This is a genomic window from Psychrobacter aquaticus CMS 56, from assembly GCF_000471625.1.
Classification (GTDB): Bacteria; Pseudomonadota; Gammaproteobacteria; order Pseudomonadales; family Moraxellaceae; genus Psychrobacter; species Psychrobacter aquaticus.
Genome location: NZ_AUSW01000035.1, coordinates 70,748 through 91,700, shown reverse-complemented (window position 1 = coordinate 91,700; position 20,953 = coordinate 70,748). Strand labels below are relative to the sequence as shown.

At 44.4% G+C, this 20,953-nt stretch carries 19 protein-coding genes; 13 read left to right on the top strand and 6 right to left on the bottom strand.

Annotated elements, in window-relative coordinates:
* Positions 1-40: 40 nt before the first annotated feature.
* The 5 genes from M917_RS12185 to speB form a co-directional block, all read right to left on the bottom strand.
* Positions 41-1,759, bottom strand: coding sequence for a 5-guanidino-2-oxopentanoate decarboxylase (locus tag M917_RS12185; protein WP_021815164.1), 1,719 nt, complete (start codon positions 1,757-1,759; stop codon positions 41-43).
* A gap of 93 nt (positions 1,760-1,852) precedes the next feature.
* Positions 1,853-2,596: an MBL fold metallo-hydrolase gene (locus M917_RS12180; RefSeq protein WP_021815163.1), complete on the bottom strand. Its 744-nt coding sequence runs from the start codon at positions 2,594-2,596 to the stop codon at positions 1,853-1,855.
* Entirely contained in the window at positions 2,593-3,375 is a 783-nt protein-coding gene (locus M917_RS12175) for a carbon-nitrogen hydrolase family protein (RefSeq protein WP_021815162.1), read from the bottom strand. Before M917_RS12175 ends, M917_RS12180 begins: the two co-directional genes overlap by 4 nt.
* Complete coding sequence (locus tag M917_RS12170; RefSeq protein ID WP_021815161.1) at positions 3,372-4,718, bottom strand: purine-cytosine permease family protein; 1,347 nt, start codon at positions 4,716-4,718, stop codon at positions 3,372-3,374. Before M917_RS12170 ends, M917_RS12175 begins: the two co-directional genes overlap by 4 nt.
* A 131-nt stretch (positions 4,719-4,849) precedes the next feature.
* Complete coding sequence (gene speB / locus M917_RS12165) at positions 4,850-5,818, bottom strand: agmatinase (protein ID WP_021815160.1); 969 nt, start codon at positions 5,816-5,818, stop codon at positions 4,850-4,852.
* 224 nt (positions 5,819-6,042) lie between these two features.
* Here speB and M917_RS12160 point away from each other — a divergent pair, with 224 nt between their 5' ends.
* The 13 genes from M917_RS12160 (at position 6,043) to M917_RS13800 (ending at position 20,370) form a co-directional block, all read left to right on the top strand.
* On the top strand, positions 6,043-6,945 hold the full coding sequence (locus tag M917_RS12160; protein WP_021815159.1) for a LysR family transcriptional regulator: 903 nt from the start codon (positions 6,043-6,045) through the stop codon (positions 6,943-6,945).
* A gap of 616 nt (positions 6,946-7,561) precedes the next feature.
* Entirely contained in the window at positions 7,562-8,872 is a 1,311-nt protein-coding gene (urtA, locus tag M917_RS12155; RefSeq protein WP_040642835.1) for an urea ABC transporter substrate-binding protein, read from the top strand.
* Between the two features lie 125 nt (positions 8,873-8,997).
* The gene (gene urtB / locus M917_RS12150; protein WP_021815157.1) at positions 8,998-10,776 is read left to right on the top strand and encodes an urea ABC transporter permease subunit UrtB; all 1,779 of its coding nucleotides are present in this window, start codon (positions 8,998-9,000) and stop codon (positions 10,774-10,776) included.
* A 10-nt stretch (positions 10,777-10,786) separates the two neighbouring features.
* Positions 10,787-11,857: an urea ABC transporter permease subunit UrtC gene (gene urtC, locus M917_RS12145; protein ID WP_021815156.1), complete on the top strand. Its 1,071-nt coding sequence runs from the start codon at positions 10,787-10,789 to the stop codon at positions 11,855-11,857.
* Complete coding sequence (urtD, locus tag M917_RS12140; RefSeq protein WP_021815155.1) at positions 11,857-12,825, top strand: urea ABC transporter ATP-binding protein UrtD; 969 nt, start codon at positions 11,857-11,859, stop codon at positions 12,823-12,825. Before urtC ends, urtD begins: the two co-directional genes overlap by 1 nt.
* A gap of 45 nt (positions 12,826-12,870) precedes the next feature.
* Positions 12,871-13,569, top strand: coding sequence for an urea ABC transporter ATP-binding subunit UrtE (gene urtE / locus M917_RS12135; protein ID WP_021815154.1), 699 nt, complete (start codon positions 12,871-12,873; stop codon positions 13,567-13,569).
* 128 nt (positions 13,570-13,697) lie between these two features.
* Complete coding sequence (locus M917_RS12130; RefSeq protein ID WP_021815153.1) at positions 13,698-14,714, top strand: urease accessory protein UreD; 1,017 nt, start codon at positions 13,698-13,700, stop codon at positions 14,712-14,714.
* Positions 14,715-14,850: 136 nt separating this feature from the next.
* Positions 14,851-15,153 (top strand): urease subunit gamma, encoded by a 303-nt coding sequence (gene ureA / locus M917_RS12125; protein WP_021815152.1) that lies wholly within the window; start codon positions 14,851-14,853, stop codon positions 15,151-15,153.
* Positions 15,154-15,308: 155 nt separating this feature from the next.
* A complete protein-coding gene (gene ureC, locus M917_RS12120) occupies positions 15,309-17,441 on the top strand; it encodes an urease subunit alpha (RefSeq protein ID WP_021815151.1) in 2,133 nt (710 codons plus the stop codon).
* A gap of 74 nt (positions 17,442-17,515) precedes the next feature.
* Positions 17,516-18,094 (top strand): urease accessory protein UreE, encoded by a 579-nt coding sequence (gene ureE, locus M917_RS12115; RefSeq protein ID WP_021815150.1) that lies wholly within the window; start codon positions 17,516-17,518, stop codon positions 18,092-18,094.
* Positions 18,087-18,884, top strand: a complete 798-nt coding sequence (locus M917_RS12110) for an urease accessory protein UreF (RefSeq protein ID WP_051354287.1) — start codon at positions 18,087-18,089, stop codon at positions 18,882-18,884. Before ureE ends, M917_RS12110 begins: the two co-directional genes overlap by 8 nt.
* Before the next feature lie 37 nt (positions 18,885-18,921).
* On the top strand, positions 18,922-19,575 hold the full coding sequence (gene ureG, locus M917_RS12105; RefSeq protein ID WP_021815148.1) for an urease accessory protein UreG: 654 nt from the start codon (positions 18,922-18,924) through the stop codon (positions 19,573-19,575).
* Positions 19,576-19,692: 117 nt separating this feature from the next.
* Positions 19,693-20,370, top strand: a complete 678-nt coding sequence (locus M917_RS13800) for a HupE/UreJ family protein (RefSeq protein WP_021815147.1) — start codon at positions 19,693-19,695, stop codon at positions 20,368-20,370.
* 240 nt (positions 20,371-20,610) lie between these two features.
* On the opposite strand, the gene M917_RS12095 is transcribed toward M917_RS13800, so the two are convergent.
* Positions 20,611-20,835 (bottom strand): hypothetical protein, encoded by a 225-nt coding sequence (locus tag M917_RS12095; RefSeq protein ID WP_021815146.1) that lies wholly within the window; start codon positions 20,833-20,835, stop codon positions 20,611-20,613.
* Positions 20,836-20,953 lie beyond the last annotated feature (118 nt).

The following is a 20,953-nucleotide window of genomic DNA, read 5'->3' as shown; positions in this document are numbered from 1 at the left end:
GACCACTACTTAAAGGTTGCTCCCAAAACCCATCATCTCATTACGTAAAACACGCAAAATCCTTACCCATTTCCATCAGAAAGGCATCGGATTCATCAATTTCATAAATAATCGGCTGCTTACCTTTTGTATCTGTTTTTAGCGCATTCAGTAATTGCTGCTTCTCTGTGATTCTGCGATATCCAGCCCCAAACCCTGCGGCTAATGGCTCAAAGTTTGGCGTCTTGATATTGACCCCAATCAGTGGCAATCCGCCCTCTTCCATATACCGGCGAATCTCGCCATAACCTTGGTTATTCCATAATAAGACTATCAATGGCAGCTCAAGTTCTGCCGCACAAATGAGCTCAGCAATGGTAAATTGAATGCCACCATCTCCGATCAGACTCACAACGGGCACGTTTGCTCCAATCATTGCCCCAATAGCAGCTGGCAAACCATAACCTAACGTGCCAAACCCTGTCGATGAATTGAACCATCTGCGAGTCGCAAGCGCCTCAAAGCCAAGATTGCCACTATAAACAGGCTGAGTTGAGTCACCGACGAAGATCACGTCTTCTACTTCATCTCGAATCAGCTGAAGCAGCGCATTTTGACCTGCGAAGTCTGCGGTCACATCTTCTAAAAGTGCTTGTTTTGCGGCGTTTACTCGTGACAATGCCTGATGATCCAGTGCTTGGTGATTGAATACCTGACCTTCTAAACGACTGCATAAACCACTAATGGCCATCTGTGCATCAGACAATACGGCGATATCTGCTCTAAACGGACGCTGTAACTGCGCGGCATCACAGTCGATACGTATCAACTTGCCATTGATTTGAAACCCACCATTAAAAAACACGTCGTAATCGGTTTCGCCAAGCTCGGTACCGATTGCTAATACACAGTCAGCCTCAGCAATCACCGCACGACCTGCTGCTAATGATTGATTGCTCCCCAAACTTAACGGATGACGGGGTGGCAATAAACCTTTGGCATTGATGGTCAAAAACGTTGGCGCATCTATCAGCTCTGCCAGTTTTTGTGCATGGTGATCGACATCGACACAGCCGCCACCATAAAGCAACACTGGATTTTTTGCGGTTTTCAGTAATTCGACGATGAGATCTAATTGCGCAGGATTTGGCAGCGGTCTCATGACCTGAGGTAAGGATAAGTGGTTTGCTGACGTATTTAAGCATGGCGGTCTTTCGACATGGCTGGCATCAGCGGTGATGATATCGATAGGCAACTGGATATGCACTGGTCCCGGACGTGCGCCATTGAATAACGTAAAAGCTTCTGCGATGATTTTGGGTAATGATTCAGGCTGCCAGATGGTTTTACTCGTGAGCGCCACCTTACTCACTATGCCTTGCTGATCGTGCAGCTCATGCAAGTGCCCTTCACCACTACCTGTATCTTTTACTTTATTTACACTAGAGATGATTAGCATTGGTATAGAATCCGCCAATGCTTGCGCCATTGCCGTCATAATATTGGTCATGCCAGGGCCTGTAATAATAAAGCAGACGCCGATTTTGCCTGAGGCGCGGTAATAACCATCAGCCATAAATCCAGCCCCTTGCTCATGACGCGGCGTTATATGACGAATATTGGTATTGGGTAGGCCGCGATATAGCTCTACCGTATGCACACCCGGTATGCCAAATACAGTCTCAACTCCGTAGTATTCTAACCACTGTACGAGCAGCTCACCGCAGGTCAAAGACGAGAGCGTAGATGATGGCAAAGGCGTTTTTGTAGAGTGCATCATGAGTCAGTCATCCTAAAAAATTCAGTAAATAGTGAGTTAAATTATTTTATTTAAAAAGATCATTTATTTTTAATAGTTATAAAGTACGACAAATCACAGGTCATGATGCCGTAACCAATCATCAATCATGATGTGTAAGCGCTCACCAGAAAAGCTTGGAAAATGACCGCCATGAACGACGCGCACGGGCAATGCATTTAGGCGTCGCATACTGTTGGCATAGTCAGACAGATCACTGTGCCATGTGTCCTCTATCAATGGGCCGTCGTAGATAAGATCACCAGAAATGAGTGTTTCGCTGGCCGCTTCCCACAAGGCAATACCACCGGGGGAATGACCGGGTGTATGAATCACTTCAAATTGACGATTACCCAAGTCAATCATGTCACCATCTTCCAGTTGCATGATTTTTGCGGGTGCAATGATTTTGTAACCACAATGAGCGTAAGGCTCAGGCGGTAGCGCATCAAACATCTCGTCATTGACAAACATATCCGCCAAAGTACGGGTATTGTCGGGCTCAGCGAGAATATGGGCTTCAGCAGAATGTACGTGGCAGCAGTCAAACTCATGCGCCGCACCAATATGGTCAAAATGGGTGTGACTGGCAACGCCAACGATATCGCGAGCCGTGAACAAAGCGACATGACGACGCAGTGGCACAGCACCCAACCCAAAATCGACCAATAGATCACGCTGGCTTCCGCGCACGTGCCACAGGTTACAGCGAAAAAACGGCTTAATCCACGGCTCGTCGATGAGCGTAATACCATCACTGAGTGCTGTGGTGCGATACCAGTTTTCTGGTTTGATACGTGCTAGTGATTGTTCATTCATAAGTCAGCTCCATCAAAAATCCGTAGATCTTTAAGATAATCTTGGTGCGTGCGACTCTCATCAATACGGGCAAGATCAATATCTACTATCACAGTACCAGGCGCTAAACCAAGTCTGCCAAGCACTTCACCATCAGGACCTGCGACGATACTGTTACCACAATAATGCAGACTTTCTTCCACACCCGAGCGGTTAATACAAGCGACAAAACACTGATTATCTATAGCTCGAGTACGAATTTGCAGTACCTGCCGCTCTGCATTTGGCAGCATATTTGCTGTCGGTGACAGGATTATTTGTGCACCTGCTTGGGCCAGCTCTCTTGCTACTTCTGGAAACTCATTGTCATAACAAATCATCAATCCCAATTTGCCAAAACGAGTATCGACCACGCAGGACTCTTTACCTGCTGTAAAAAACTGATGTTCGCGATCCCATAAGTAACGCTTGTCATAGGTCGCGATGTGTTGTCCGTGATCATCTATTAGAATGGCCGCGTTACTCAGCTCGCCATTCGGTCGCCGTTCGGCAAGCCCGAACAGTACATACAGGCCATATTTATCAGCGAGACTAGCAACTGCCGTAACAATTGAACCATCAATCGCCTCTGCCAAAGCATCAAGACGTTCAAAAATGTTATAGCCTGTAAATGCTAACTCTGGCAGTGCGAGCAGATCTACTTTTGCCTCTACAGCTAGGCGACAGAGTGACTCTAAAGCCTCCAAATTGGTCGTGGGTTCTGCCCACACGGGGTTCGTTTGTGCAATCATCAATTTCATAATGCCTCCTCCTCTTGAGCTGAAGTAACAGCATCACTAGAACGAGTAAAGACAGTAGCGCCTAGCCAGTACAATCCGCCCGTGATAATAAAGACAGGTAAGGAGGCGCCAAAAGACGGCGGTGCAATCAATGTCCAGTAAGCTGCTAGAGCCGCGCCAATCACGTAAGCTGCAATCGCAATTTTGGCAGTAGGACGTCCCAATTGATGAGTGGCATCAATTAGCTTTGCCGTATAGCCTTCTCGACCCACTAGGTAATAATCGACAATCATGACTGAGAATGCGGGGATAAATAGCGCGCCTACAATCAATAAGAAGTTTTGGAACTGATCTAAAATACCCGGAATCAGCGCGCCAAAAATAGTGACCAAACCAATGATTAGCGCTGGTTTCCAAAAGCTCATATTAGGTTTAATGTTCATGCACGATAGCGTTGCACTATAGACTGCCATGACATTGGTGGTCATGACTGAGAAGAAAATAACCAGTGCTGCTGGCAAACCAAAACCAAAGTCAGCAAGCAAGCGTGTCGGATCATAAGTCTGCTCCATACCATACATAATAGAAAGTCCTGAGATCGTTGCACCCAGACCCATGGCAACGATGGCTGCCATGATGTAGCCGAAGTAAGTACCCCATATGGCAATCTTTGCAGTCTTACAATTGCGATTGTAATCCGCTGCCGAAGACATCCAAGAAAACGCTGTGGCGATGACAATATCGAAGGCAATACCTAACGTAATGCCATTACGTGACTCAACGGGCATCTCAAACAATGTAGAGACATCATAATGTTGATTCAGCTGATAAAGCACCACGACAGTTAGACCCGCCATGGCTAATGCTGCCCAGCGTTCGACAAGCTCAATACCGAGATGACCACGTAGCACGATCATTACCACGACTGTCTCGCACAAAATAACAAACAGCGGCAGATTGCTATAACCTGTGGTCGCTTCAACCGCGTAATCGAGACTCATACCCGCAAGCAAAGCCTGAATACAGCTCCACGCGATAAGTACACCCATATTGACTAATGAGATCAACTGGCTGCCCAATGGCCCATAAGCTCGGCGCGTCAATACCATCGATGGCAGACCAGTGCGCTGACCCATCAAACCGACTAATAGCAGCGGAATTGCCCCAATCAACGAGCCAATAAGTACAGTTGTGATAGCCGTGCTAAAGCGTAGATCAGGTACCAGTAACATCCCAGTTAAAATGGTTGTCACTACAATATTGGCACCAAACCACAGTGCGAATGTACCAATCGATCCTAGACTATGCCCAGCCTCATTTGGAGAGAGCGTGTCTTGACCAAAAAATGAAAAAGATTTACTCATTGGGGTCTTCCTTAACCGAATTGTATTAATACCAGCATCTCAAGCACACTGGTGACGATGCAGCTATCCGCTCATATACCGTATTGGGATAACTGCTCTATGCGCCAAATCTAATCAATCAGTAGCTGTTGCTAGTAGATTGCTTTGACCTTATCGTCATAGCGCACGCCTGGTAGGATACATAGCATCTCGAACAATAAGTTCGCAGCCAACACAGAAGTGTTACCAAATGGATCGTAAGGGGGTGATACTTCTACCAAATCACCACCAACCACATCAAGGCCGCGCATACCGCGAATGATTTCTATTCCTTGCGTCGATGTCAGACCACCGATCTCAGCGGTGCCCGTACCAGGTGCAAATGCAGGGTCAATGCCATCGATATCGAAACTCAAGTAAACCGGACCGTCGCCCAGTTTTTCGCGTACTTCCGCCATGAGTGGTGTCAACGACTTATACCAGCACTCTTCAGCAGGCACGACCCGAAAGCCTTGCTGAGTTGACCAATCAAACTCTTCGGCACTATAGCCTGTACCACGTAAGCCAATCTGTACCACACGATTACCATCGATTAGGTTCTCTTCAACAGCGCGGCGAAACGGTGTGCCGTGGGCGATTTTTTCGCCAAACATATCATCATTGATATCAGCATGAGCATCGATATGCACCATACCGACAGGGCCGTGTTTTTTGGCAAGGGCACGTAAGATAGGCAGTGCGATGGTATGATCGCCGCCCAATGTCAAAGGGATAGCGCCATGTTTAACGACTTTTTCTGTATAGAATTTTTCGATGATATCGACGCTTTTTAGCAGGTTAAACGTATTGATAGGTACATCGCCGATATCAGCAACTTGCAATGACTCGAAAGGAGCGGCACGCGTGGCCACATTGTAAGGACGAATCATTCTTGACTCATCACGGATCTGTCTAGGACCCAATCTTGCGCCACTACGGTTTGATGCCCCAATGTCTAAAGGCACACCAACAAATGCTACGTCTAACCCTTCGGCATCGGCCTGCGTTGGCAAGCGCATCATAGAAGCGAAGCCACCAAATCTTGGCATATCGTTGCCGCTTAATGGTTGATTGAATGTCATAAGTTACTTCCCTATTTTCTTTGATTTATATACACAATTTGCTACATACAATTGACAATACATAAATACAAGGGAAGGAACCATGGTAAAATTTAGAAGTAAACTTCTGATTTTTCGTAGTAAAATAGCTTTGTCAGTTATTAACAGAAGTTTGTGTAAGATGGTATTGAGCGAGGAAGTGCGTTGCCAAGGCAATAAGTTATTAAAAAAATAAGGAGGCATTCATGATATTAGATGAGCTGATAAAAATAGATATTAAAACATTACGTAGTTTTATGGCTATCGTAGAGTGTCAAGGCGTGACTGCCGCTCAGTCGCGCTTGAATGTCACTACCTCGGTGATTAGTGGACATTTGACTCACTTAGAAGACCGTTTGGGGATGACACTCTGCCACCGTGGTCGAGCAGGCTTTAAGCTGACGGAAGATGGCGCTGCTGTCTATGAAGCTTGTTTAGGCTTCACCGAATCGGTCGCTAATTTCCAACATCAGCTGCATTATATTAAGCAACTAGACTCCGTTCACGGCGGGCACATTAGGCTTTGCTTGATTGATCAGATGCCCAAGTTTTTTTATGATGCGCTTAGACAGCGTCTCGCCAGTAGCTACCGTGACAACCCACTGATACACTTTTCTATTGATGTACAAAGCCCTGAGAGCATGTTAGAAAAGCTCTTAAGCAACGAAAGTGACATTGGCGTGGGCTATTTTGGCAGCTTTCCACCTTTACTTACGTTTCAACCAGCATTCGTTGAAAAACAAGTGGTTTGCTGCGGGCGCGAGCATCGGTTATTTTATAACTCAGAAGGATTAACTCTTGAGAATTTAGAACAGAATTATCCATGGATAAAGAGAGGTTATGTGGTCGATCATAATATCAATCACATCCGCCCTAAGACGTTAAGTGCTACCACTTACCATATGGAGGCAACTGCACAGCTTATTCTTGCAGGTCATCATATTGGGTACTTGCCGCGTGATCTCGCGAGGCGTTATGAAGGCATGGGACTGATGAAAATATTACTGCCCAATGAGGCAAGCTACGATGTCGAACATCATTGGGCGTATCGAGAGAATCAGCATAAACAGGCTGCTGACTTTTTAAATAAGATGATGCGTTTATTATAAACAATGGCAAATCGCTAAATTTTAGCTTGGCCTCTTTATAAATCATCACGATTTGTCATCATGGACTCACATTTAATACACGGCACAGGTTAACAACACTAAACATTTACCGATTAACTTCAATAAAGGCGTATTTCACTAATTGTTACTGCGGGCATAGCTCCTATGTCCTGCCTCACTAAAACAGTCTCTCAAACTGCTTCTCAATATTCCTCATTCGCAAAGTACACCATCGCTTTTTTTCAAAAATTTCGCTCCTCTTCAACCACTTCTTGGTCATAATAATCTCTTGTTACGATGGTTAGTTTACCCAGTTTACCTCTATGATTTGTTCAGCATAACTCACACAGCTTTGGTTCCCTAAAATAGACACTTGTGGTGCATAGAAAATGATAAAAATCAATTATGGTGCAATAAAGCGCCATAGCTCCTGATAAAGACCGATATTGGTGCATTTAGTTTGTATTTTATATTGGCATAGATATTGAAGTATTAATAATGGTTAGGAATGGTTCGTTCACTCGGCCTACTAGGCTGCTACTTTATCTTTCTGGAGAAATATATGTCTTTATTGCCAACGCTTATCACTGCTACTCCTATCAATACAAACTATCGTATCGACTCAAAATTGACATCGCGTTTGTCTCTGCTAGCAGTAGCTGTTGTCGGCAGCTTAAGTCTTATAGGTTGTCAAAAACCTGCGGAAACCAGTGCAGAAACCAATTCTACCGCCACAAAAACGGAAACCTCTGAGACGACAGCTACCCCTGCGGCAGATGGTGACACCATCAAAGTAGGTATCTTGCATTCTTTATCTGGAACGATGGCCATCTCTGAAACATCATTAAAAGATACGGCGCTCATGACCATTGATGAAATTAATGCCAATGGTGGTGTGTTAGGTAAGCAACTAGAGCCAATCGTTGTAGATCCCGCTTCTGATTGGCCGTTATTCGCTGAAAAAGCTCGTCAGTTGTTAACCCAAGATAAAGTCGATGTAATATTTGGTGGTTGGACATCTGTGTCACGTAAGTCAGTGCTGCCTGTCGTTGAAGAACTAAACGGTTTGATGTTTTATCCGGTGCAGTACGAGGGTCAAGAGCAGTCAGAAAATATTTTTTATACTGGCGCGGCACCTAACCAACAAGCCATTCCTGCCGTTGAATATTTAATGAGCCCAGAGGGTGGTAGTGCAGAACGCTTTGTCTTACTTGGCACAGACTATGTCTATCCTCGTACTACTAACCAGATCTTACGGGCTTTTTTGAAGTCTAAAGGGGTTGCAGAAACAGACATCATGGAAGAGTACACTCCTTTTGGGTTCAGCAACTATCAGACCATTGTTGGCAATATTAAGAGTTTCTCGACGGGTAAAAAGACGGCGGTTATCTCTACCATTAATGGGGACTCAAACGTACCCTTTTATCGAGAGCTTGCCAACCAAGGTATTAAAGCCTCTGATATCCCAGTCATGGCATTCTCAGTAGGAGAAGAAGAGCTTCGCGGTATCGATACCAGCTTATTGCAAGGGCATTTAGCGTCATGGAACTACTTTATGTCAGTCAAAAACCCCGTCAACAGCGACTTCACCAAAAAGTATAAGAAATATGCGCTGGATCATAAGCTACCCAATGCTGAGAAAGTCGTGACGAACGATCCTATGGAAGCCACATACGTGGGTATCAATATGTGGAAACAAGCAGTCGAAAAAGCAGGTACGACTAATGTCGATAAAGTGCGTATTAGTATGGGAGGTCAGACTTTTGATGCGCCATCAGGGTATACACTGAAAATGGATGAAGAAAACCATCACCTATGGAAGCCTGTCATGATCGGTCAAATTCGTACCGATGGGCAGTTCGATGTGATCAGCAAAACACCAACAGTCATTCGGGCTGAGCCATGGAGTCAGTACATCCCTAAATAAGTTTATGGTCACATAAACTCTAGTCCCTTAGTGGTATTAATACCAGCACCCCTTTAGCTTCTCTACTGATAAAAACAATTTCCAGTAGAGGTTAGAGGTGTGTTGACTGTACAAAAGGAGCCATCATGTCACATTATTCCTATTCTAAAAGTGACGCGCAAGCCAATGATTCTAATAAAACTTTTGCAATCATCTTACTATCCTTAACGCTCATCCTCGTCTCTATTGCATCACCTACTCATGCTCATGAGACACCATTAGCACACAGCCACGATGAGGGGATATCTCTCAATACTGTAGCAGCGACCGCTAATGCCACTAGTGGCGATACCTTACTTGCTCAAAACGAAAAATCTTTGACTACGTCAGCTGATCTTGCGACAGGCAAAGAAGATGCTATTGAACAATTTGTTGCTGCAGACTTCACTAAGCGCCAAACCATGCTCAATCAATGGCCCGGATCGGTTGAAAGTTTAGATACTTTGGTTGAGCTGATAAAAAATGATGAGTTATACCAAGGCAATGGCGGACAAACTTACCTACTTAACAACGAAGATGAGTTATTTACTTACCCTGCTAAGCAGCTGACCACAGAGTGGCCCAGCGACTTGGCGCAAGTGACTTTGACCAATGCACTGCGCTCAGCTTTAGTATTTGGACAAGCCAAGGTTAAGCTTGAGTCAAACGATCCTACGCAACGTATGCAGGCAGTAGCCATCTTAGCGGACAATATCGAACAGCTAGATCCAGCACTTATAAGCGCTGCTGCCGCTAATGAGGAAGACGCCGATGTCAAAACGGCATTAAGTATCTTGCAAGCGAGGATTGATTTTAGGGATGGCGACGTCGCCAAGCAAACTGCCGCGCTTACCGTGCTTGCCAATAGCGATAGCCCACAAGTCTTGGTTGATGTTAAAAAGGCATTGGCGGCAGATGATATCGATCCTGTACTCCAGTCTGCGTTGATAGACGCTGAAGATAGTATTGAGCAGCGCATTACCATCAGTACTTGGATCGGTCATCTTTTCACCGGTCTTAGCACTGCGAGTATCTTACTTCTCGCCGCTTTAGGGCTTGCCATTACCTTTGGGCTGCTTGGTGTCATCAATATGGCTCACGGTGAGCTGATTATGATTGGTGCTTACTCCACTTATGTGGTGCAAAATCTGTTTCAAGCTTATTTTCCCAGTATGACAGGGTGGTATCTGGTTGCTGCTATACCCGTCGCTTTCTTAGTCAGTGCCATTATTGGCATGGTTATCGAACGGATCATTATTCGACCACTTTATGGTCGTGAGCTTGAAACCTTACTGGCAACCTTTGGTGTCAGTCTGATTCTTATGCAGTTGGTAAGGATGATATTTGGTGCGCAAAACGTTGAAGTCAGCAATGTCGAGTGGTTGAGCGGGGCCTATCAAGTATCCTCCAGCCTTGTACTCCCCTTCAACCGCATCGCTATCATCGGCTTTACTATCATCATTCTTATGCTGCTGGTGTACTTACTTAACAAGACTCGCTTCGGGCTATTTGTGCGCGCTGTGACTCAAAATCGGCAAATGGCCCGTGCGGTTGGCATCTCATCTGCCCGCATCGATATGTTGGCTTTTGGTCTTGGCTCCGGTCTAGCAGGTCTCGCTGGCTGTGCTTTAGCGCAAGTGGGCAATGTCGGACCTGACTTAGGTCAGACTTATATTATTGATGCATTTTTAGTTGTCGTCGTTGGCGGTGTTGGGCAAGTGTGGGGCGCGGTATTAGCATCCTTAGGTCTTGGTATCAGTGGTACTGTGCTTGAGATTGGCATTGGTGCTGTGATGGCTAAGATTGTGTTACTGGTTCTTGTGATTTTGTTTATTCAAAAACGTCCACAAGGTTTATTCGCCCTCAAAGGCCGTTTTGTAGACTAAGGAGAACCTTATGCGTTTCGCTCAACTATTATCTGATTCCCCACGTAATGCCATTTTGATTGGTTTGTGCTTTTTGGTGCTGCTGATATTACCTTGGCTCCATTTATTACCTGAAACCTCTAGTTTTCACCTATCTGCTTACTGGATAACTTTGATTGGGAAAATAATGGCGCTCGCCATGGTAGCACTGGCTTTAGACTTGGTCTGGGGCTATGCGGGCATCCTAAGCTTAGGTCATGGTCTTTACTTTGCACTAGGAGGTTATGCCTTTGGTATGTACTTGACGCGAGAAACTGCTGGCACGGGCTTGCCAGACTTTATGCGTTTCTTAAGTTGGACCGAATTGCCGTGGTATTGGGCAGGCACTCAACATTTCTGGTGGGCCATGGCTCTAGTGGTACTAGTTCCAGGTCTGGTCGCTTTTATATTTGGTTTTTTTGCCTTTCGCTCAAAAATCAAAGGGGTTTATTTTTCGATTATTACTCAGGCCATGACCTACGCGGCAGCCTTATTATTCTTCCGTAACGAAACAGGCTTTGGTGGTAACAATGGCTTCACAGGTTTTACGACGCTATTAGGTTATGACATCACTGCTTCTTCAACGAGGGCTGTGCTGTGCTTTACGACCGCTTTGGCGCTGCTACTGTCATATCTTGGGCTACGCTATCTTATGAGCCAGCCTTATGGGCGCGTGCTCGGTGCCATTCGTGATAGTGAAAATCGCTTGCAATATCTAGGCTATCGCACGCTTTGGTACAAACTTTCAGCTTGGGTATTGTCTGCAATAATAGCTGGTATCGCTGGTGCTCTCTATGTACCGCAAGTTGGCATCATTAATCCAGGCGAGATGAATCCCGTCAACTCTATCGAGATGGCAGTCTGGGTGGCTGCTGGAGGCAGAGGTTCATTAATTGGTGCCATTATAGGCGCTGGTACAGTCAATGTGATTAAAACGTATTTTACCGTCGCCTATCCGGAGTTTTGGTTACTTATTCTCGGCGGATTATTTGTGGTGGTTACTTTATTTTTACCTAACGGCATCATTGGCGTACTTGATCGTCTTAAGAAGGAAAAAGAATAATGTCAATAATATCTAATAATACTACTTTCCAAAAGACTGCTAACGATGCACTTATTAAAAATGTAAATAACCCTACTAGTACTAATAAGCCAATGGAAACTCTTGAAAATGCAAGCAACATAACGATTGCAGAGACCACGCCTGCCCGACCAGTCACTACTTTGGCTGAAGATTATGGAGATAGTGGCGGCTTCGCTCAACCTGTTTCTAAATCAGGTCCAGATATGAGACATAGTATTGCGCTTTATTTGGAAGAAGTTAGCGTGTGGTTTGACTCGTTTCGGGCACTCAATAATTTATCTTTATATATTGAGGCGGGCGAGCTACGCTGCATCATCGGTCCTAATGGCGCAGGTAAGACGACGTTAATGGATGTTATCACTGGTAAAACGCGGCCGACAAAAGGTAGCGCATTTTTTGGTCAAGTACATAATTTAGCAAAACTATCTACCGAAGAAATAGCCGAAGCAGGCATTGGCCGTAAGTTTCAAAAACCTACCGTATTTGAGAAATTTACCGTACTCGACAACTTAATGCTGGCCGCGCCAAAAGACAAACGGGTGTCAAAAAGCTGGTTTACTAAAATTGACGCCGACATCAAAGATACGCTTGACTCAACATTAGATCAAATACGCTTAAAAGATATGATTAACAAGCCAGCTGGACTGTTATCTCATGGTCAAAAACAGTGGTTAGAAATTGGAATGTTACTGATGCAAAGACCAAAGCTTATTTTACTTGACGAGCCAGTAGCAGGCATGACAGATGCCGAAACCGAACACACCGCTGAGTTATGTCTGCGCCTTAAAAAGAATCACACCCTAATCGTGGTTGAACATGATATGACCTTTATTGACGCCATCAGCGAGAAAGTAACGGTCTTAGCAAATGGCGCTATTTTGGCTGAAGGCACGTTAGCTGACGTACAGAATAATGAGGCCGTTATTGAGACTTACTTGGGTCGGTAACGGATAGTACTGCTTAGAAATAGACCTAAAAATAGAGGTAGTGATATGCTAGAAATTAATGCTATAAATCAATATTACGGCGGCAGTCACATCTTACGTGATGTCACCCTCGCCGCACCGGTGGGAGAATGTAGCGTCGTACTGGGTCGCAATGGCGTCGGTAAAACCACCTTGCTTAAATGCTTGATGGGCATTCTACCAATAAGATCCGGTGAAATTTTATTAGACGGTAATGATATTAGTAAGATGACACCTGAGCAGCGTGTGCGCGCAGGACTCGCTTATGTGCCACAAGGACGCGATATCTTTTCCACTTTAACCGTTGAAGAAAACATTCTCATTGGGATGGCGAAATTCTCTCAACGTAAAGCGAGTAAAGTACCCAAACACTTATATGATATATTTCCAGTACTGGATGAGATGAAACATCGCCGCGGCGGTGATCTATCAGGCGGTCAGCAGCAACAGCTCGCTATTGCTCGTGCGCTTGCTTCAGAGCCACGCGTGCTAGTACTGGATGAGCCTACTGAAGGTATTCAACCATCAATCATTAAAGACATCGGTAGAGTCATTCGTAGTCTTGCTAATAAAGGCGATATGGCAATCGTTTTAGTCGAGCAGTTTTATGAGTTTGCTGAAGAACTCGCCGATAACTATACCGTGCTTTCTAGAGGACAAGTGGTTGCTCAAGGGGCTGGATGTGACATGGCAGAAAACAATATTCAAGAATTGGTGGCAATCTAGTTAGCAGCCACTAGGTTCTGCGTATTGAACAAAATTTTGAGAAAATAATATACCTTATATTTTTATTAGTGGTCATAATTGGATTTAGGGTTTGGCAATATACTGCATAGTTTCAAGGATATTATATTTTGACTTGGCAATCCTCACTACAGCTTCATTTCGACTGCACCTCTAATACTGCAAAAACTCGGCTGTATCATCGTGCCCATACTGGGGCATTAATGGTGCAGCGTGCGCTGTATCCTGAACCTGATAGTCAAGCAGGGATTTGCCATATTTATGTGTTGTATCCTCCTGCTGGCATTGCTGATGATGACCGCTTAACGTTGGCATTCAACCTACAATCTAATAGCCATGCTGTGATTACTACTCCTGGAGCCGGCAAATGGTATGGGCAACGCAAATCATTACGCTCCTCTAAACCCAACGATTTATCAAAACCTACCGAGGATACCCAAGCGACAACTAGCAACGACTTTGACCATCCTCTCGACAATAGCTCCTGCTTCCATTTTATCGACAATACTTTAAACGAGGCCGTCAGCGCAGAACAATATATCGACGCCCGCCTCGATGACCACGCTATTCTTGAATGGCTACCTCAAGAAAGTATTTATTACGATTATTCCGACTCTAATGCCAATAATCGCTTTTATTTAGCTAAGACGGCAAGTTTGTTAACTTGGGATATTGCGGTATTTGGACGTCAAGCGCATCAAGAGACTTTTGCTAATGGTCATTATGCCAACCGCTTGGAGATATGGCGTGATGGCCATTTATTAGTCAGTGAATGCACCTCACAGCAAGCAAATACCCGCTGGTTTACCTCACCATTAGGACTGAATAATCAACATGTTCATGGCTCTTTTTGGGCAATACCTAGCACCGAGGTCATTGCACCAGAACTACAGAATAATCCGCTCAAGCTTGGTCAGTATTTAGATTCCACTATTACCGAGATACGCAGTCTCATTGATACGCAGTCACTACCCATTCACTGTACTCACAATTTTCAAGGTATCAATTGCCGTTATCTAGGGGCAGATGTGCGTGCCTGCTTTGAGGCTTTTTATCAAATTCGCGAGCTTGTACGGTCTATATGGTATGCGCTTGAGCCTCATCGACCAAGGATTTGGGATACCTAATATCATGTACTGCTACATACTCTCATTTTTAAACAATGCTGAATCAAACCAGAGTGACTCTACTTAGCATATTTATTTTATAAAGATTAAAAACGGTTAATAACTTTCAAAGAACAATAATTATTAAGGAAGCTTTATGCAATTAAATCCCACAGAAAAAGATAAGCTCTTGCTATTTACGGCGGGCATGGTGGCGGAACGTCGCAAAAATCGTGGCGTCAAGCTTAATTATCCTGAGTCTATCGCTTATATCAGCATGTTACTGATGGAAGGCGCGCGTGATGGCAAAACCGTAGCGCAACTAATGAGCGAGGGAGCCACCTATCTCTCTGCCGATGACGTCATGGAAGGTATTGCAGAAATGATAAGCGATGTACAAGTTGAAGCCACTTTCCCTGATGGTACTAAGCTTGTCACGGTGCATAATCCCATCGTATAGCTTGTTTGTGTATCTCGCTGTCTACTGGCGAGTCCCTGCGCTAGTAATGAGTCACACTAAGGAACGATATAACCTACTAGTAAAACGGTATCAAACAAAAAGCGCTTTGAAATTAAATTGTAGCTAATGCGATAAGATAATTAAGGATAATAAAAATGACAATAAAAGCAGGCGAATATAATATTAAAGCAGGCGATATGGCTTTGAATGCTGGGCGATACGTCCAAACCATAACGGTAATAAATACTGGCGACCGCCCTATTCAAATCGGCTCTCACTATCACTTCTTTGAAGTAAACGCAGCACTCAGCTTTGATCGAGAGTTAACAATTGGATACCGACTAAACATCCTATCTGGTACTGCTGTACGCTTTGAGCCAGGACAAGCGCGCGAAGTTGAGCTGGTTGCCATCGCCGGTAGACAACACATCTATGGTTTTACGGGAAAAGTCATGGGGCCAGCTGTTGTCAAAGCAACCAAAAACACTTCCCAAAAACGCATTGACAGACGTATTTATGCCGAGCATTTTGGCCCTACCACAGGGGACAAAGTACGCTTGGCAGATACGGATTTATGGCTTGAGGTTGAATACGATTTGACCAGTCATATTGACCAACGTACTGATACTGATAGCATCAGCATTGGTGAAGAGGTTAAATTTGGTGGTGGCAAGGTTATCCGCGATGGTATGGGTCAATCACAGCTACTGGGTAACCAAGTTGCCGATACTATTATCACCAATGCTTTGATTGTGGACTACAGCGGTATCTATAAGGCAGATGTCGCTATCAAAGAAGGCCGCATTAGCGGTATCGGTAAAGCCGGTAACCCTGATATTCAGCCCAATATCACTTTGCCTATCGGAGCAGCTACCGAAATCATCGCAGGAGAAGGTAAAATCTTAACTGCTGGCGGAGTTGATAGCCATATTCACTTCATTGCACCGCAGCAATGTGAAACGGCGCTAATGTCTGGTGTGACTACGATGTTAGGTGGTGGTACGGGACCTGCTGAAGGTACTCTAGCCACAACGTGCACTCCTGGTGCTTATCATATTCACAGCATGCTAAAAGCGACCGACTCTATTCCGATGAATATCGGACTCCTAGGCAAAGGCAACGTCAGTTTACCCGCCCCCATTGTAGAGCAGATTGAAGCGGGTGCTATCGGGCTTAAGCTGCATGAAGACTGGGGCTCCACGCCCAAAGCTATTGATAATTGCCTTAGCGTGGCTGAAAAATATGATGTGCAAGTTGCTATTCATACTGACACGTTAAATGAGAGCGGTTATTTAGATAGTACGCTAGGCGCCTTTAAAGACCGCTGTATTCACACCTTCCATACCGAAGGCGCTGGCGGTGGTCATGCACCAGATATTTTAAAAGCTATTGCTGAAACCAACGTCTTACCCTCATCAACCAACCCAACGCGCCCTTTCACTATTAATACCATTGACGAGCATCTCGACATGCTCATGGTTTGTCACCATCTAAGCCCAGCCATTGCTGAAGATGTGGCTTTTGCAGAAAGCCGTATTCGTAAAGAGACCATTGCCGCTGAAGATATTTTACAAGATATGGGCGCTATCTCCATGATGAGTAGTGATTCGCAGGCGATGGGACGCGTGGGAGAAGTCATTATTCGCACGTGGCAAACGGCTGATAAGATGAAAGCACAACGTGGTCACTTGGCTCCTGATCAATCGGCTAAAACTGAGCAATCCTTAGCGCATATCATGCTAAGTCCTATTGACTCTGATAGCGGCAATGACAATTTTCGCATTAAACGCTATCTCGCAAAATACACCATAAATCCTGCCATCACTCATGGCATTAGTGATGAAGTGGGGTCAGTTGAAATAGGGAAATGGGCAGATTTAATTTTATGGTCGCCGGCATTTTTTGGGGTAAAGCCTGACCTTATCATAAAAGGCGGTTTGATTGCGGCAGCGCCCATGGGCGACCCCAATGCTTCCATCGCTACCCCGCAGCCTGTGCATTATCGCAGCATGTTTGGTAGCTTTCCCAAAACAGTGGCGCAAACTTGCATGACTTTTATGTCAAGCGCTGCGATAGACAAAGGCGTTGACAAGCAATTAGGACTAGAAAAAGTCATTAAAGCAGTACATAACATCCGCCAAGTACGCAAACAAGACATGAAGTTTAACAGCTACTGTCCCAATATGGAGGTCAATCCTGAGACCTATGAAGTATATGCCGATGGTGAGCTATTAACCTGTGAGCCTGCGGAACATCTACCGATGGCACAGCGTTACTTTTTATTCTAACTGGTTTTTATTGTTGTGCTGATAATTCCCCATCAGCTATGAATCATCTACTTTAACGGACTGTAAACACAATTATGAACATTTATACGCAACGTCTTGACCAATCAACCCTAAGCGCTGAACAACAAGCGATTATTGATAGGCAAAAACAGGCAGAAAACTTTTTATATTTAGATTTTGACACCCGTCAGCGTAGCCGTTTTAAGGCAGAAACACAGCACCACCAAACCATTGGTGTTGACTTGCCACGTACGGAAACTATTAAAAATAGCAGTGTTTTAGCAGACCATCAAGGCAACCTAATACAGATTATGGCCGCTAATCAAGCCTTAATCGAAGTGACTGCTGATAATGGTTTTGACCTTATGAAAAGCGCTTACCATTTAGGTAATCGTCATGTGCCATTAATGATTACACCTAAAGCCCTGTACTTTGAGCCTGATCATGTTTTAGAAGCGATGTTACATCAACTTGGACTACATACCCAAGCCGTACAAGCGCCGTTTGAACCAGAGACTGGTGCCTATAAAGGCGACCTTGGTGGACACTCTCATGGTCACAATCGTGACCACAACCATGCTCAGGAAAATAGCGATAACCATCAGCATAATCACTCTGACGCTCATAGCCATCATGAGCATACTCATGACTAATCATGCCACACACTCACAGCAGACTACCCGTACAGTACAAGGTATAAATGATCTGCATAATACAGAGGTAACTGGACGTCTGTTAATGCTGGCTTCAAGTAACCTACCTATTGGCAGTTATACCTACTCGCAAGGCATAGAACCCGCTATTGAGTCAGGGCTAATTTATAATGAAAGCAGTAGTTTAGCGTTTATGAGTGACTATCTGGAGCTGGCATTGTGTCGGTATGAGCTACCGCTACTGGCGCTTATGATTGAAGCACTTATGATTGATGACGTTGCACTTGCTGACGCTTTAGGTGCAGATTACCATGCCAGCCGTGAAAGCAAAGAGTTTGTCTATGAGTCAAGCCAATTGGCTCTTTCTTTATCAGCATGGCTTGGTGATGTCCTTGAGCTTGACGTGCCTGACAGCTTACTTGCCCATGGGTTTTTGCCACTCTTTGCCCATATCAGCTCGCACTGGCAGCTTAAGCCTGTACCAGCCATAACCACCTACGCCTTTGGTCAAATAGAAAATATGGTGTTGGCTGCGGTCAAGACCGTACCGCTTGGGCAAATGGCAGGACAGCGCATTATTTGGCAGTTACAACAGTTATTAAGTCAGCAAATACAGGCATTGGCGGCCAACGTCAAGCGAAGATTTTTGCAAGTTCAAGATATGCCTTTAGAGGCTAACGTAAAGCTGAATCTACTTTATCAACAGCTACATATGTCCGCTAACCTACCAAATTTAGCGATACTGTCTTGTCAGCACGAAAGGCAATACAGCCGTTTATTTCGCTCTTAATCACTATTTACATCATACTTATAAAGGAACTTTATTTATGGCACTGACACCTAAAGTCGAAAACAAAAATCTAGACACGACACTGTCTCCTCTTCGTCTAGGTATTGGCGGTCCCGTTGGCTCAGGAAAAACAGCATTAACGCTAAGACTATGTCAACGCCTGCGGGATGACGTCAATATGGCAGTAGTGACCAATGATATTTATACCAAAGAAGACTCTGAATTTTTAACCCGCCATGAGGCCATGCCAGCTGAGCGCATTCGCGGTGTAGAAACCGGTGGCTGCCCACATACTGCCATTCGTGAAGATGCCTCAATTAACCTATCTGCCATTGCCGAATTACAAGCCCAATTCACAGGTCTCGAACTTATTATTATCGAATCGGGTGGTGACAATTTGGCAGCAACTTTTAGCCCAGAACTGTCCGACTTAACTTTGTATGTCATTGATGTTTCAGCAGGCGATAAAATTCCTCGTAAAGGGGGGCCTGGCATCATGAAATCGGACTTACTCATTATCAATAAAACTGACCTCGCCCCTCTCGTAGGCGCGTCACTTGAAGTTATGGCACGTGATGCCAAAAAAATGCGCGGCGATAAACCTGTGGTCTTTAGTAACATGAAAACAGGCGAAGGCCTTGATGACATTGTTGCCTTTATATTAGATAAAGGCATGATAAATGCGGCGTAGAATATTGCCTATAATGTCTTATATTATGAAATAAATAGCTGCTTTACGAACTGCTGACGGATAAGCGGATTATCAGTCAGTTTTTATATCGATTTGTTTCCTCATTAAGGATGTATCATGACAATAAAAATATCACAAACTATGACATATAGCGCTTTCAACACCAAAGCGGCAATAATTAGTGGCTTTGCACTGTTATCGTTGCTACCAACACTCGCATTGGCTCACCCTGGGCATGGCTCGATAGCAGCAGAAGGCTCATTTAGCACTTCAGTATTGTCTGGTATCATGCATCCTTTAACTGGGTTAGACCATCTTATGTTAGCGCTAGGTATGGGCCTGCTATTTACTCAGATACACAGTTTTAAAAAAGGCCTTATAGCACTGTTAATTGGTCTAGTAACAGGATTTGTACTGAGTTTAAGTGTGAGCTTGAACAGCGTATTTATTGAATTCGGTATCGTACTGTCTATCATATTACTCACCATGGCGCTTATGAGCCGCTACTTTAACAATTCACTGAATCAAAGCAATGAAGCCTCAGTCAAAACATGGCATAACTTAGCCATCGTTGGCTTTGGTGCACTCGCTATGTTCCATGGTGCGGCGCACGCCATTGAAGTTCCTGCAAACAGTAATACTGCTGGATTTTTTATAGGTATGATTGTTGCCATGCTAGGTCTATATACTGTCGGCAAAGGCGTTGCTACCTATCTAAACACTCACTTGCAAGACAGTTTGATTGTTCAACGTATTATGGCGGTTGTCGGTCTATGCGCGGTACTGTTGAGTTAATGAAGTCCATATATAAGTAGCCTTAAATACTGCACTCAGTTTAAAGTCTTGCCTATGCTAACAATTCATTATCATAGTCCTTAACACCATAATCGCTGAGATATGGATAGGTGATGCTAGCAAAATTGTCTTACTGATATGATTATTTGTGAGCCGTCTAGAATATATTGGAGGCAAATTCACTTGCGTCAGGCAGCGGTGCCTGACGGGGTTAAATTATCGTAATACCGCTTTTAAAATTCAAAAGTTGACACATAACTGACAGTAATGAGTCAACTCAACCTTAAAAAAGTAAGTATGATGATCTGCGACTTCGATATTATTGACTATCGCTAGATAGTAGTGCTCTTCATCAGATTTGGCAGAATAATACTTACGCTTTACGATGTCGTTACATGGTGCTGCTGACACTTGCGAAGATGAATACGTGATCAGTGTCGTATTTTCTAGAAATTTATCTGACATCATTGATACCTTTGCAAATAGCTTTCATTATCATCCTCAAAATATAGTATTCAAGTTAAACATGGTATTCGAGTTAAATATGAAGTAACGGCTGAATACCATTAAAGATACAGTATGT